The organism is Microbulbifer sp. SAOS-129_SWC, assembly GCF_039696035.1.
In the GTDB taxonomy this organism is placed as follows: Bacteria; Pseudomonadota; Gammaproteobacteria; order Pseudomonadales; family Cellvibrionaceae; genus Microbulbifer.
In genome coordinates, this window is record NZ_CP155567.1 from 1,545,001 (window position 1) to 1,558,772 (window position 13,772).

The following is a 13,772-nucleotide window of genomic DNA, read 5'->3' on the forward strand; positions in this document are numbered from 1 at the left end:
AGCCTACTTCGGTAGGTGAAGTGGTTGATGCCCTGCTTCCAGGAAAAACTTCTAAGCTTCAGGCAATTGCGAACCGTACTCTAAACCGACACAGGTGGTCAGGTAGAGAATACCAAGGCGCTTGAGAGAACTCTGGTGAAGGAACTAGGCAAAATGGTACCGTAACTTCGGGAGAAGGTACGCCGGTTTTGGTGATGGGACTTGCTCCCTAAGCTGAGGCCGGTCGAAGTGACCAGGTGGCTGCGACTGTTTATTAAAAACATAGCACTCTGCAAACACGTAAGTGGACGTATAGGGTGTGACGCCTGCCCGGTGCCGGAAGGTTAATTGATGGGGTTAGCTTCGGCGAAGCTCTTGATCGAAGCCCCGGTAAACGGCGGCCGTAACTATAACGGTCCTAAGGTAGCGAAATTCCTTGTCGGGTAAGTTCCGACCTGCACGAATGGCGTAACGATGGCCACGCTGTCTCCACCAGAGACTCAGTGAAATTGAAATCGCTGTTAAGATGCAGTGTACCCGCGGCTAGACGGAAAGACCCCGTGAACCTTTACTACAGCTTTGCACTGAACTTTGAGCCTACTTGTGTAGGATAGGTGGGAGGCTTTGAAACTGTGACGCTAGTTGCAGTGGAGCCGTCCTTGAAATACCACCCTGGTATGTTTGAGGTTCTAACCCAGGTCCGTAATCCGGATCGGGGACAGTGTATGGTGGGTAGTTTGACTGGGGCGGTCTCCTCCCAAAGAGTAACGGAGGAGTACGAAGGTGCACTCAGCATGGTCGGAAATCATGCAATGAGCATAATGGTATAAGTGCGCTTGACTGCGAGACAGACATGTCGAGCAGGTACGAAAGTAGGTCATAGTGATCCGGTGGTTCTGTATGGAAGGGCCATCGCTCAACGGATAAAAGGTACTCCGGGGATAACAGGCTGATACCGCCCAAGAGTTCACATCGACGGCGGTGTTTGGCACCTCGATGTCGGCTCATCACATCCTGGGGCTGAAGCCGGTCCCAAGGGTATGGCTGTTCGCCATTTAAAGTGGTACGCGAGCTGGGTTTAGAACGTCGTGAGACAGTTCGGTCCCTATCTGCCGTGGGCGTTGGAGATTTGAGAAGAGTTGCTCCTAGTACGAGAGGACCGGAGTGAACGAACCTCTGGTGTTCGGGTTGTCACGCCAGTGGCATTGCCCGGTAGCTATGTTCGGACGGGATAACCGCTGAAAGCATCTAAGCGGGAAGCCTCCTTCAAGATGAGATCTCCCTGGGACTTCGAGTCCCCTAAAGGGCCCTGGAAGACTACCAGGTTGATAGGCTGGGTGTGGAAGCGTTGTGAGGCGTTGAGCTAACCAGTACTAATTGCCCGTGCGGCTTGACCATACAACAGAGATGGTTACTAACGATTACTGATCAGGAAAGTGATCAGGGATTGTGAGCAAGAAGAGACATACGTTCTTGCGGTGTATTACTACAGATTGTTTTACCGACTTATTTGGGGTTACCGTTGATCGAGAGATCATGCAAACGGCGGTAACAGGCAGCGCCGGGCAACACATTGCCCATAAGACCACGCCAACCCAAGCCAGTTTGCCTGACGACCATAGAGTTGTGGAACCACCTGATCCCTTGCCGAACTCAGAAGTGAAACGCAACATCGCCGATGGTAGTGTGGTGTTTCGCCATGTGAGAGTAGGTCATCGTCAGGCTTCTATTGCAAAAGCCCTGATCGCTAACGCGGTCAGGGCTTTTTTTATTTACGAAATTTAACCACGACCTGCTGCCTAGCATCATGAGAGTAGGGTGAGGAACGGTTGCCACAGGCAACGCAAAGCATGCTTTGCGAGTGACGAACGCCTCGCCACGGATGGCGAGGCATGGGCAAGAGCGAACGCGCTAAAGCCGCGCCACGGACGGCGACTCAAATGCCCGCAATCACTGCATCCAGCCCTATAAATAAAAGAAAGGGCCACCCAATCGGGTGGCCCTTTTTACTTCCTCACCTGCCGATGGACTCCTACAAAATATCAGCGTCCTGCAGAAGCCGCGGGATAAACCGCAAAGGTAAAGTTACCTGCGCGCTCGCGCAGGTTTTCGAGCTTGCGGTTTTCCTTACCGTGCAGGAAGGATTGGACCTTTTGCAGGCACGGGAAGCGGGTAATCAGCACAGTCTGGTCACTGGCCTCGTTGTCCGCGATGATGCCCCATGAGTTGGTGTCATTGAGCAGGCGGCCGTGGTAGTCCTGCTCGCGCACGCTGTGTGCGAGCGCCTGCTGGTACTCGGTCAGCGCGGCGGGATCCCTCGGTACGCCGGTGTAGACCAGGTAAGCGGGGAGATCACACTCGTCCGAATGGTAGAGCGCATCGCTATCGGCGACGTTGACGTAGACACAACCGGAGAGAGCAACGGCGCTGAGCATGGCGCAGACAGGTTTCCACATGGCGGTAACTCTTTTTGGTGACTTGAAATTAGTTGGACGCCGCTATCGGCGGACTGGATGCAGTGCGGTGACGCATCCCGACCCATCCCGACCGCAGTTATTGGCCGCTGCTGCAACGATACTGCTCAGATTAGATCTCTTCAGCAACCCCGGGAAGTCCTCGCAACCCCATTAAAAGGGACTGAGAGCCACTAAAGCAACTATCCACAGCCTATTACTTCCATTCAGCGGCCTAAATTAACCAAATACAGGCCCGCTGAAACCAGCTGGAGAATCCTGCAGGCAATACACTGCACCGGTTAAAAAACCAACAATGAGGTTACCCCGGTGCCAGAGCTGGCGCAAATACCCAATCTGACACTGGTGCTGCTGTCGGCCGTCTGCGTTGTGAGCGCGTTCATCTCCGCTGTCACTGGCGGAGCCGGCGGTGTATTACTGTTTGCGGCGCTGAACACGGCCATACCCTTGCGTATGCTGGTGCCGATCCACGGTGCTGTGCAGCTGATGAATAATCTCGCGCGCATCTACTATGTGCGCGAGCATATCCGCTGGGCAATGTGCCTGCCGTTTTTTATCGGCTGCGCCATCGGTGCGGCGGGGATGACGCTGGGCCTGGCCAACCTCAGCTGGCAGCAGTTGCCGCTGGCGCTGCTGGCGGTATTGATCTTCTATACCGTATTCAAACCGAAAAAACTGCCGGAAATTCGTCTGGCGCCGCATAACTATTTCTGGGTCGGGATTGCCACTGGCACACTGGGAATTCTCGCTGGTGCGGTTGATCCGCTGCTGGCGGCTTTCTATGTGCGCAGGGATCTGTCGCCGAAAGAAGTGGTGGCGAACAAGTCGGTGATGCAGGCCTGGTGTCACGCCCTCAAGATCCCGGCGTTTATTTATCTCGGCTTTGCCTTTGCTGATCATCTGGGGTTGATCTTGCTGCTGACGGTGGCAGCGGTAATCGGTACTCGCATCGGTGTGGCACTGCTACACCGGCTAAACGGTGAACTCTTTTTCAAATTGATGCGCGTGGCACTGCTGATTGCCGGTGTGCGTATTGTCTATCAGCTGGTTACTCTGTAGAGGGCATGCTTTATGGCTGACTATCAAATTCTGAATCCCTATAACGGCGCCCTGGTCGAGGCGTTCGATTTCGCCAGTCGCGCCGAGGTCGATAGCGCTCTGGCACTGCTGGTCGAGGGGCGCGCGAAGCAGGCCGCGACGCCGGCCTTCGAGCGCTCCAATATCCTGATGCGGCTGGCGCAGCTATTGCTCGAGCGCAAAGAGGAGCTGGCGACACTGATTACCGAGGAAACCGGCAAAACCATCAGTGATAGCCGGGTGGAGGTGGACCGCGCTTACAATACGGCATTGGGTTGTGCCGTCGAGGCCCGCGGTATCACCGGCGAGGCACTGGATTCCGATGCCTTTCCGCCGCAGCGGGAAAAGATCGGCGTGGTGCTCTGGAAGCCGCTGGGTACCGTGCTGTGTATCACTCCGTTCAACTTCCCGATCAATATTGCCGTACACAAGATTGGCCCGGCGTTTGCTGCCGGTAATACCGTGCTGTTCAAGCCCGGCCCGCAGAACAAACGCTCGGCGGCTCTGCTGGTGGAACTCTGCTATGAAGCGGGCATCGATACCTCGGTACTGCAGATGCTGATTCCGGATATTGACGCCACCAGCTACGCAGTGGCGCACCCGCAGGTGCACGCGATCAACTTTACCGGCGGTACTGCCGCGGCCAATGCTATCGCCGCGCGCGCCGGTTACAAGAAATTGCTGTTCGAACTGGGCGGTAATGACCCCCTGATTGTGATGGCGGATGCGGACCTCGATGCGGCGGTAAACGCGGCCATTAACCAGCGCTTTGCCACGGCGGGGCAGCGCTGTACCGCGGCCAAGCGGCTGTTCGTGCACCGCGATGTGTTCGCGGCCTTTTCCGCCCTGCTGGTGGCGGCGACGGAGCAGCTGAAAGTCGGGGATCCGATGCAGGACGATAGCTTTGTCGGCCCGCTGATTCACTCCGCTGCTGCCGATGAGGTGGAAGGACGTATCGCCGCGGCAGTCGCTAATGGTGCGTCAGTGCTTTGTGGCCACCGGCGTGAGGGCAATATCATCTGGCCGACAATTCTGGACAATGTTGCGGACGATGCGGACCTGGTAGCGGACGAGACCTTCGGCCCGGTAATTCCGCTGCGCGCATTCGATGACATTGGCGAGCTGGTGGATCTGGTAAACAGCACACCGTTCGGTCTGCAGGCGGGTGTCTTTACCGAGAATCTGGCGCTGGCCAAGCAGTTGTTCAATCGTCTGGATGTGGGTCTGCTGGCGGTCAACGACGGCCCCGGATTCCGCGCCGAGCACTTCCCCTTCGGTGGCGTCAAGGAGAGTGGTGTCGGGCGCGAGGGTGTTCGCTATGCGATCCGCGAGATGAGCTTCCAGAAAACCCTGGTTATCTGACCGCGTCGAGCTCCGGTGCCCGGATGGCGCCGGAGGCTTCCTGTTCATGGTGACGGACATCGACTATACTGCGGCCCAACTTGTCGGAGTGCCTTTGGGCTGAGATCGCTGTTGCGAGATCCGTTGAACCTGATCGGGTTAGAACCCGCGTAGGAAACAAGATCTGAAGTCGTCAGAGTGGAGACCGTTCGTCCAACCGTCTGCCGCTTTGTTCAAACCAGTGCGGCTTCTTCTCATCTGTATTGCCCCCGGGCGCTGTGGCGTCACTCTCTCACGAGCTAAAGGGGGCTGCATGTCCAGGGATACTGAACTCACACCAACCGCAACCAGACAAACCCGGAGCGGTAATTCCAGCCGCGCCGCAAGTCGCGATTCCGCGAAAGTCTTTCTCGACAATCTCACCGCACAATCCTTCCCCAACTCGCGCAAGACCTACCTGACCGGAGAAATACCGGAAATCCGTGTGGGTGTTAGAGAGATCTGCCTCGGGGACAGCGTCGTCGGAGGGGACGAGCAGAACCCGGTACTGGAGCCCAACAAACCCCTGCAGGTCTACGATACCGCCGGCCCCTACTCGGACCCGGAGTACCGCATCAACGTACGCGCGGGATTACCCAAATTGCGCCGTGGCTGGATTGAGGGGCGCGGTGATACCGATATACTCGACAGCCGCCAGGCCTCCTATAGCCAGAAACGCATGGCAGACCAGGGCCTGGACCATATCCGCTTCGAGAAGCTGCCATCCCCACGCAAAGCCAGGAGCGGTCACAATGTCTCGCAAATGCACTACGCGCGCTGCGGCATCATTACGCCGGAAATGGAGTTTATTGCCGTGCGCGAGAATATGGGGCGCGCGCGGATTGCCGATGGGTTAGCTGAAGCCGACTATCAGAAAGCGCGCGACGGTATTTATATTCCCGAACAGATCACGCCTGAATTCGTGCGCCGCGAAGTCGCCGAGGGTCGGGCCATCATCCCGGCCAATATCAATCACCCGGAGCTGGAGCCGATGATCATCGGCCGTAATTTCCTGTGCAAGGTGAACGCGAATATCGGCAATTCCGCGGTGACTTCGTCTATCGAGGAGGAAGTGGAGAAACTGGTGTGGTCGACCAAATGGGGCGCGGATACGGTGATGGATCTATCCACCGGAGCCAATATCCACGAGACGCGCGAGTGGATTTTGCGCAACTCGCCGGTGCCCATTGGCACTGTGCCCATCTACCAGGCGCTGGAAAAAGTCGACGGGATTGCCGAGAACCTCACCTGGGAAGTATTCCGCGATACGCTGATCGAGCAGGCGGAGCAGGGCGTCGACTATTTTACCATTCACGCCGGTGTGCTGCTGCGCTATGTACCCCTGACGGCGAAGCGTGTGACCGGTATCGTCTCCCGTGGCGGCTCGATCATGGCCAAGTGGTGCCTGGCACACCACAAAGAGAATTTCCTCTACACCCATTTCGAAGACATCTGCGAGATCATGAAGGCCTACGATGTGAGCTTCAGTCTCGGCGATGGCCTGCGTCCGGGCTGCATTGCCGATGCCAATGACGAGGCGCAATTTGGAGAGCTGCATACACTGGGTGAATTGACTGAGATCGCCTGGAAGCACGACGTACAGACCATGATCGAGGGGCCCGGGCATGTGGCGATTCATAAGATCAGGGAAAATATGGACGAGCAGCTCAAGCACTGTCACGGTGCGCCCTTCTATACGCTCGGCCCACTGACCACCGATATCGCCCCGGGTTACGACCATATCACTTCCGGTATCGGCGCCGCCCTGATCGGCACCTATGGCTGCGCCATGCTCTGTTATGTCACGCCGAAGGAACACCTGGGCCTGCCCAACAAGGAAGACGTGAAAGAGGGCCTCATGGCCTACAAGATCGCCGCCCACGCCGCCGACCTGGCCAAGGGGCATCCGCGCGCGCAGAAGCGGGATGATGCGCTGTCAAAAGCGCGCTTCGAGTTCCGCTGGGAAGACCAGTTTAACCTGGGCCTGGACCCGGAGCGTGCACGCGCTTACCACGACGAGACACTGCCCAAAGAGTCGGGAAAAGTGGCGCACTTCTGTTCCATGTGCGGGCCCAAGTTCTGCTCGATGAAAATTACCCGGGATGTTCGCGCCTATTCAGAACAACTGGAGGCCGCAGCACAGGAAGCTGAGCGGGGCATGGAGGAAATGGCGATCAAGTTCAAGGATATGGGGAGCGAGATTTATCACAAAGGCTGAGGATCTGGTGGTATTTGCTGAGATTTCGGGCGGCCCCGGTAGTCGCGCCGCGCGGAATTTACTAGGGGCATTCAGCAACAACTGGAAAACTATTTGTGACCCATAACGGAAGCCCAAGTATCGCCATCGCCGGCGGCGGCCTGATGGGCCGTCTGCTGGCCTGGCGACTGTCGCGGCGAGGCCTGAATATCAGCCTGTTCGAGGCCGGGTCACTGGCGGCGCCGACGGGCGCCTGCTGGACCGCGGCCGGCATGATCTCGCCGCTGTCTGAACTGGTGCACAGCGAGCGACAGATCTATGAACTGGGGCTGCACAGCCTGGCGCTGTGGGAATCCTGGGCGTCGCAACTGGAGGCGCAGGTCGGGTGTCCGGTCTCGTTCCGTCGCGCCGGCAGTATCGTGGTTGCCCACGGGCGCGATCGCGCCGAATTGCAGATGTTTGAGCGCGAACTGCAAAGCAAATTAGCGAGCGCCAGTGCCGCCGATATCCAGTCGTTGGATCGCGCCGGATTACTGGGGCTGGAACCGGCCCTGGGGACTTTTGAGGGCGGTATTTTCCTGCGCGACGAAGGTGATATCGACAACCGGCGCCTATTGCCCGCGCTGCTTGAGGCGTTGCGCCTGCAGCGGGTGACCCTGCACGAAGACTCGCCGGTGGTTTGTGAGAAACACACCATTACCGGGCGGGAGGCCGCGCAGCGTTTCGACTGCGTGATCGACTGTCGCGGTCTCGGTGCCAAAGATGCCATCGATGGCTTGCGCGGGGTGCGCGGTGAAGTGCTGGTGGTGGAAACCAGCGAAGTGCAACTGCACAGGCCGGTGCGCCTGCTGCACCCGCGTTACCAGCTGTACGCGGTGCCGCGCAGCGGCGCGCGCACCGTGATCGGCGCGACGGAAATCGACAGCGATGACCTGTCACCGATTTCGGTGCGCTCAATCATGGAACTGTCTTCCGCGCTCTACTCCCTGCACCCGGCATTTGCCGAAGCGCGCATCGTCGAGACGCGGGTCAATTGCCGCCCGGCGACCATGGACAACTTGCCCCGTCTGCTCAGCGAACCCGGGCTGGTGCGGGTCAACGGACTCTATCGACACGGTTACCTGCTGGCGCCGGCGCTGCTGGAGCAGGTGGAAAAAATCATCGCAGATCAACTTTCGGAGGTGGCGTGATGCAGATAACGGTCAATGGCGAGACACACAGTTTGAGTGCGGCCGACAGCCTGGCCAATTTATTACAACAGCTCGGCTATGGTGGCGAGGCCTTCGCCGTGGCAGTGAATGGTGATTTTGTCGCTCGCGCCGAGTATGCGCAGACACCGATCGGCGATGGCGACCGGGTGGATGTCGTTGCGCCGGTGGTGGGAGGCTAGCCGTGTCCGCAAAACTATCGCTCTACGGCGAATTGTTCGACAGCCGCCTGTTGGTGGGCACGGCACTGTATCCATCGCCGGCGGCGATGCGCGCCTCGGTCGAAGCCTCGGGGGCGGAGATCATCACCCTGTCCCTGCGCCGTCAGAACCCTGAACAACAGCAGGGCAAGATACTGTGGGACTATATCCGCGAATCCGGTTGCCAGCTGTTGCCGAATACCGCCGGCTGCAAAACGCCGCGCGAAGTGATTGCGCTGGCGGAGATGTCGCGGGAGATCTTCGCCACCGACTGGCTCAAACTCGAAGTGATCGGTGACGACTACAACCTGCAGCCGGATCCTTACGGGCTGGTGGAGGCGGCGCGCGAGCTGGTCAGGCGGGGCTTTAAAGTGTTGCCTTACTGTACCGATGACCTGGTGGTGTGTCGCAAGTTGCTCGATGTGGGGTGTGAAGTGCTGATGCCCTGGGGCGCGCCCATCGGTACCGGGCAGGGGCTGCTGAACCGGTATAACCTGCAGACCCTGCGCGAGCGCTTGGCAGACGTGCCGCTGATTATCGATGCGGGCATCGGCGCGCCATCGCAGGCGGCGGAAGCGCTGGAAATGGGTTTCGATGCGGTGTTGCTGAACACCGCCATCGCCAAAGCCCACGAGCCGATATCGATGGCGCGGGCCTTCAGGCTCGCCGTCGAGTCCGGCCGGTGCGCCTTCGAGGCAGGCCTGATGACAAAGCGCCAGACCGCCAGCCCCAGCACACCGACACTGGATATGCCGTTCTGGCAGCAGGCGACGCCGCAGGAAACCTGAATCCGACGTGAGTACTTAAGGAAATTTCGCAAGTGGTTATTAAAGAGATTACCGAACTGGCTGCGCACCGCGTACAGCTGGTTGAACTGCTGCGCGACAGCGTGGCCGGCGGTGCGTCAGTGGGTTTCCTGCCGCCGCTGTCCGACATCGACGCCGGGGATTACTGGGCGTCGGTGGAAGAAGACCTGAATGCGGGCTGCCGCCGGGTTTGTATTGCGATTGATGACGGCAAGGTGATCGGCGTCGTGCAACTGGCGCTGCACGGCAAGGCCAATGGCAATCACCGCGGCGAGGTCGAAAAGCTGATGGTGCACTCGGCCTGTCGTGGCCGCGGTATCGCCGGGCGCCTGATGGAGAGCATCGAACAGTGTGCGCGGGACAGCGGGCGTAGCCTGCTGATACTGGATACCCGCGTCGGCGATACGGCCGAGCGGTTGTACCGCAAACTCGGCTATATCGAGGTCGGCCAGATCCCCGCCTTTGCGCGCAGCGCCGCCGGCACGCTCGATGCCACCTGTATTTTCTACAAGCAGCTGGCGACAGACTGACAGAACACCATGCTAGAGAATTCCAAACCCATCGTCTGGACCATTGCCGGCAGCGATTCCGGCGGCGGCGCCGGTATCCAGGCCGACCTGCTGACCTTCGCCGATTTCGGCTGCCACGGCTGTTGCGCAATCACCGCCAATACCGCGCAGAACACCACCGAAGTGGCGGCGATCAACCCGGTCTCCGTGCAGGCGCTGCGCTCGCAGCTGGACGCACTGCAGCACGACCTGTTGCCGGCGGCGATCAAGATCGGCCTGCTCGCCAACGCCGAGCAGGTGTTGGCCGTGGCGGCGTTTCTGCGCGCACTACTGGCGGTCGCAGAGGTTCCCGTGGTGTGCGACCCGGTGGCAGTGGCCAGCAGCGGCGCCGCGCTGACCGAAGGCAGCATTGGCGACGCGGTGATGCGGGAGCTGTTGCCGCTGTGTGATTTGGTGGCCCCCAATCTGCACGAACTGGAGTGGCTCGCGTGCGCACCGGTCGGCAGTGCCACGGCGATTGTCGCGGCCGCGCAGCAGTTGCGCGCCAGCGGTTGCGGCGCGGTGCTGGTGACCGGCGGCCACGGCGAACTGGTGGATGGCGAAGTGGCGGACCTGCTGCTCGACGACGCCGGCCGCGACTGGCTGATCGGTAAAAAAATTGCCACCGGCAACAACCACGGTACCGGCTGTACCCTGACGTCGGCGATCGCCGCCTGCCTGGCCCAGGGCTACCCGCTGCGCGACGCCTGTGTGGTGGCCAAGGCCTACGTGCAGCGCGGACTGCGTCTGGGCCGGGACCACAGCCTCGGCCGCGGCGCTGGCCCGCTGGCCCACTGCGGCTGGCCGGAGGAACTGCAGGATTTCCCCGAAGTGCTGCTGCCCGGCGAGCCGCGTGCGGCGCACTACAGTGGGGACAGCGAAAGTGGGGGCGATTTCGTACAGGGTTTCGCCGCGCCGGACAGCGTCGCACTGGGGCTTTACCCGGTGGTGGATTCGCTCGACTGGTTGCGCAAACTGGCGCAACTCGGGGTGTGTACGCTGCAACTGCGCATCAAGAACCCCGGCGACGACCTGGTGGAGCAGGTTCGCGCGGCGGTGGCCATCGGCCGCCAGTACAACCTGCGCCTGTTTATCAATGATTACTGGCAGCTGGCGATCGAGTGCGGCGCCTACGGTGTGCACCTCGGGCAGGAGGACCTGCAGGCCGCCGACCTGGGCGCGATCCGCGCGGCCGGCCTGAAACTGGGGATCAGTACCCACGGCTTTTACGAGTTGTTGCGCGCCCGCCGCTACCGCCCCAGTTACCTGGCCATCGGCGCGATTTACGCCACCAGCACCAAGGATATGAGCGGTCAGTTACAGGGGGGCGACAAGTTGGCGCGCATGGCGGCACTGCTGCCGGACACGCCGCTGGTGGCCATTGGCGGCATCGATCTGCAGCGGGCGCCGGCGGTGCTGGCAACCGGGGTGGGCAGTATTGCGGTTGTCAGCGCGGTGACCAAAGCGGAAGATTACCGCCTGGCGGTGGCGGAATTCCAGCGCCTGTTTTGCTGATACAGTGTGCCCGTTGCATGCGCCCCATATACCGATACAGATACTCCTATGCTCAGCCGAAAAGAACTACAGCGCTACAGCCGCCAGATCATGCTGCCACAGGTCGGGGAGGGCGGTCAGGAGAAACTCGCCGCGGCGCGGGTCATGATCGTCGGGCTCGGCGGTCTCGGCAGTCCGGCGGCACTCTACCTGGCAGCCGCGGGGGTCGGCGAGCTGCACCTGGTGGATGGCGATCACGTCGATCTGTCCAACCTGCAGCGCCAGGTACTGTACAAAACCAACCACCGCGACAAGTCCAAGGCGCAGGTGGCCGCGCAGCAGCTGGCGGCGGCCAACCCGGAAATCCGCGTGCACGCCCACGCCTGCATGGCGGAGGAATCCTGGCTGCGTGAACGCATGAAGTCGATCGACCTGGTGCTCGATTGCACCGACAACCTGGAGATCCGCCACACGCTGAACCGGGTTTGCCGCGCCGCCGGCCGCGCGGTGGTGATGGCCTCGGTGCGCGGCTTTTCCGGCCAGTTGATCAGCTTCGATTTTGCCCGGCAGCCGTCGCCCTGTTACGCCTGCCTGTTTCCGCCGCGGGATGAAGAAGTGGTGGAGAATTGCTCGACCGCCGGGGTCATCGGCCCGGCGCTCGGGGTTGTCGGCAGCATGCAGGCGCTCGAAGCCATCCGCTTTCTACTCGGCCAGCAGCCCGCCAGCTTGGCGCGTTTGCACTTGTTCGAGGCGCAGACCCTGGAGTTGCGACCGCTACAATTGCAGAGTGATAATGGCTGCCCGGTGTGCAGCAAAGAATAATGACGTCTGTGAAACGACTGGTCTGGATATACGCCCTGCTGGTGACTGCGGCGCTGCTGATGGCCTGTTCCCGCGGCGATGCGGCGCCAGAGCCTCGCGCGCAGGCGCAGGGTGATGGAGACGCCGGGCCGACGGCAGCCGCGGAGATCCGCCAGGTCTACTGGCGCACCTGCCACAGTTGCCACGGCGCCGGGGTGGGCGGGGCACCGCGCGCCGGCGATGCCGCCGCCTGGGCGCCGCGCCTGGCGCAGGGCATGGATACGCTGGTGGATCACGCCGTACATGGTTACCGCGCCATGCCGCCGCGCGGGCTCTGTTTCGATTGCAGTGAAGCGGAATTTGCGGCGCTGATCACGTTGATGTCGAACGGTGCGGAGATCGCCGCGCCGGAGTGACTCGTACGGTGGGGGGCAGATCTGAACGCAGGAGAGTGCCCGTGAGATTTCCCTTTACCGCCCGCCAGACCCGGCCCGCCCTGATGATTTTCCTCTGCGCCGTGTTTCAGCCGCTGTGGGCCGCCGAGCCGCAGTCTGCTGCCCCGGCGCAGAAGTCCCTGCCCAACCGGCTGAATCTCAGCGAGTGGGAGGTGCCCTGGCGCGGCCGCCCCCGGGACCCCTATGTGGGCGCTGACGGCGATATCTGGTTCTGCGGTCAGTCCGGTAATTATCTCGGCCGTTTCGGCCCCAAGAGCGGTATTTTCAAGAAGTTCAAGCTCCCCGAAGGGGCGCACCCGCACAGCCTGGTGGTGGATGTAAAAAACCGGGTCTGGTATGCCGGCAACCGGTCGGCGCATATCGGCCGCCTCGATCCGGATACCGGCAAGATCAAGCAGTTCAAGTTGCCGGCGGAGCTCCGCGATCCGCACACGCTGGTATTCAACAAAGTCGGCAATATCTGGTTCACGGCGCAGAACAGCAATCGTATCGGCCTGCTGGATACGAAAACCGGCAAGGTGCTGTCGGTGGCGCCAGCCACCGCAGGTGCGCGTCCCTACGGTATCAAGCTCGATGCCGAAGAGCGGCCCTGGGTGGCACTGTTCGGCACCAACAAACTCGCCCATATCGATCCGGAAACCATGGCGTTGCGGGAAGTCGAGTTGCCGCGCGCCGACGCGCGCCCGCGCCGCCTGGAGATCGATCGCAGCGGTAATGTCTGGTACGTGGATTACGCCGAGGGTTACCTCGGCCGCTATGTGCCCACCACCGGCGCCTTTACCGAGTGGCGCCTGCCGGGGGAGTCACCGCGCCCCTACGGCACTGCCCTCGACGATCACGGGCGCCTGTGGATCGCCGATACCGGCGTCATTCCCAACCGCATTCTGGGTTTCGATACGGCCACGGAAAAGTTCTTCAGCGCGAGCCCGGTGCCGAGCGGTGGCAATATCCGCTATATGTATTTCGACCCGAAAGGCGGCAGTTTCTGGTTTGGCGTGGATAGCGGCTTTCTGGCCCAGGGGCAGCCGCGGAAATGAGTCGTGCGGTGTTACGTCAATAGATATTTTTTATCAGGCTGTTTGGTCAGATAAACTTTAAATCTGACTCTCCGGCATTACTATAGGATCCAGTGAATCCGGTGTTTTGCCGGGAT

At 60.5% G+C, this 13,772-nt stretch carries 12 protein-coding genes, 2 rRNA genes and 1 riboswitch (1 of these 15 running past the window's edge); of the genes, 13 read left to right on the top strand and 1 reads right to left on the bottom strand.

All coding sequences use genetic code 11. The annotated features are described in order from the left end of the window. Together ABDK11_RS06550 and rrf are read left to right on the top strand one after the other, a co-directional pair. A 23S ribosomal RNA gene (locus tag ABDK11_RS06550) occupies positions 1 to 1,377 on the top strand; it begins 1,505 nt to the left of the window's first position. 210 nt (positions 1,378 to 1,587) lie between these two features. Further along, a 5S ribosomal RNA gene (gene rrf, locus ABDK11_RS06555) occupies positions 1,588 to 1,703 on the top strand. Positions 1,704 to 2,021: 318 nt separating this feature from the next. On the opposite strand, the gene ABDK11_RS06560 is transcribed toward rrf, so the two are convergent. Continuing rightward, a complete protein-coding gene (locus tag ABDK11_RS06560) occupies positions 2,022 to 2,435 on the bottom strand; it encodes a DUF1330 domain-containing protein (protein ID WP_346839497.1) in 414 nt (137 codons plus the stop codon). 327 nt (positions 2,436 to 2,762) lie between these two features. On the opposite strand from ABDK11_RS06560, the gene ABDK11_RS06565 reads away from it, so the two are divergent. The 11 genes from ABDK11_RS06565 to ABDK11_RS06615 all read left to right on the top strand — a co-directional run bounded on the left by ABDK11_RS06565 (position 2,763) and on the right by ABDK11_RS06615 (position 13,656). After that, positions 2,763 to 3,512 carry a sulfite exporter TauE/SafE family protein gene (locus tag ABDK11_RS06565; RefSeq protein WP_346839498.1) on the top strand — a complete coding sequence of 250 codons (750 nt, stop codon included), beginning with the start codon at positions 2,763 to 2,765 and terminating at the stop codon, positions 3,510 to 3,512. Between the two features lie 12 nt (positions 3,513 to 3,524). Beyond that, entirely contained in the window at positions 3,525 to 4,892 is a 1,368-nt protein-coding gene (locus tag ABDK11_RS06570) for an aldehyde dehydrogenase family protein (RefSeq protein WP_346839499.1), read from the top strand. Between the two features lie 74 nt (positions 4,893 to 4,966). Then, positions 4,967 to 5,065: riboswitch (TPP riboswitch) on the top strand. Between the two features lie 119 nt (positions 5,066 to 5,184). Beyond that, positions 5,185 to 7,128 (top strand): phosphomethylpyrimidine synthase ThiC, encoded by a 1,944-nt coding sequence (gene thiC, locus ABDK11_RS06575; RefSeq protein ID WP_346839500.1) that lies wholly within the window; start codon positions 5,185 to 5,187, stop codon positions 7,126 to 7,128. A 95-nt stretch (positions 7,129 to 7,223) separates the two neighbouring features. Further along, positions 7,224 to 8,297 (top strand): glycine oxidase ThiO, encoded by a 1,074-nt coding sequence (thiO, locus tag ABDK11_RS06580; protein WP_346839501.1) that lies wholly within the window; start codon positions 7,224 to 7,226, stop codon positions 8,295 to 8,297. Further along, positions 8,297 to 8,497, top strand: a complete 201-nt coding sequence (gene thiS / locus ABDK11_RS06585; protein ID WP_346840183.1) for a sulfur carrier protein ThiS — start codon at positions 8,297 to 8,299, stop codon at positions 8,495 to 8,497. The genes thiO and thiS overlap by 1 nt, the downstream gene beginning before the upstream one ends. Positions 8,498 to 8,499: 2 nt before the next feature. Then, positions 8,500 to 9,303 (top strand): thiazole synthase, encoded by an 804-nt coding sequence (locus ABDK11_RS06590; protein WP_346839502.1) that lies wholly within the window; start codon positions 8,500 to 8,502, stop codon positions 9,301 to 9,303. Between the two features lie 32 nt (positions 9,304 to 9,335). After that, a complete protein-coding gene (locus tag ABDK11_RS06595) occupies positions 9,336 to 9,851 on the top strand; it encodes a GNAT family N-acetyltransferase (RefSeq protein WP_346839503.1) in 516 nt (171 codons plus the stop codon). Between the two features lie 9 nt (positions 9,852 to 9,860). Then, positions 9,861 to 11,384 (top strand): thiamine phosphate synthase, encoded by a 1,524-nt coding sequence (gene thiE / locus ABDK11_RS06600; protein ID WP_346839504.1) that lies wholly within the window; start codon positions 9,861 to 9,863, stop codon positions 11,382 to 11,384. Between the two features lie 48 nt (positions 11,385 to 11,432). Further along, positions 11,433 to 12,185 carry a HesA/MoeB/ThiF family protein gene (locus ABDK11_RS06605; RefSeq protein WP_346839505.1) on the top strand — a complete coding sequence of 251 codons (753 nt, stop codon included), beginning with the start codon at positions 11,433 to 11,435 and terminating at the stop codon, positions 12,183 to 12,185. 8 nt (positions 12,186 to 12,193) lie between these two features. Next, positions 12,194 to 12,580 (top strand): c-type cytochrome, encoded by a 387-nt coding sequence (locus ABDK11_RS06610; RefSeq protein ID WP_346839506.1) that lies wholly within the window; start codon positions 12,194 to 12,196, stop codon positions 12,578 to 12,580. Positions 12,581 to 12,621: 41 nt separating this feature from the next. Further along, complete coding sequence (locus tag ABDK11_RS06615; protein ID WP_346839507.1) at positions 12,622 to 13,656, top strand: lyase; 1,035 nt, start codon at positions 12,622 to 12,624, stop codon at positions 13,654 to 13,656. The last annotated feature ends 116 nt before the right edge of the window (positions 13,657 to 13,772 follow it).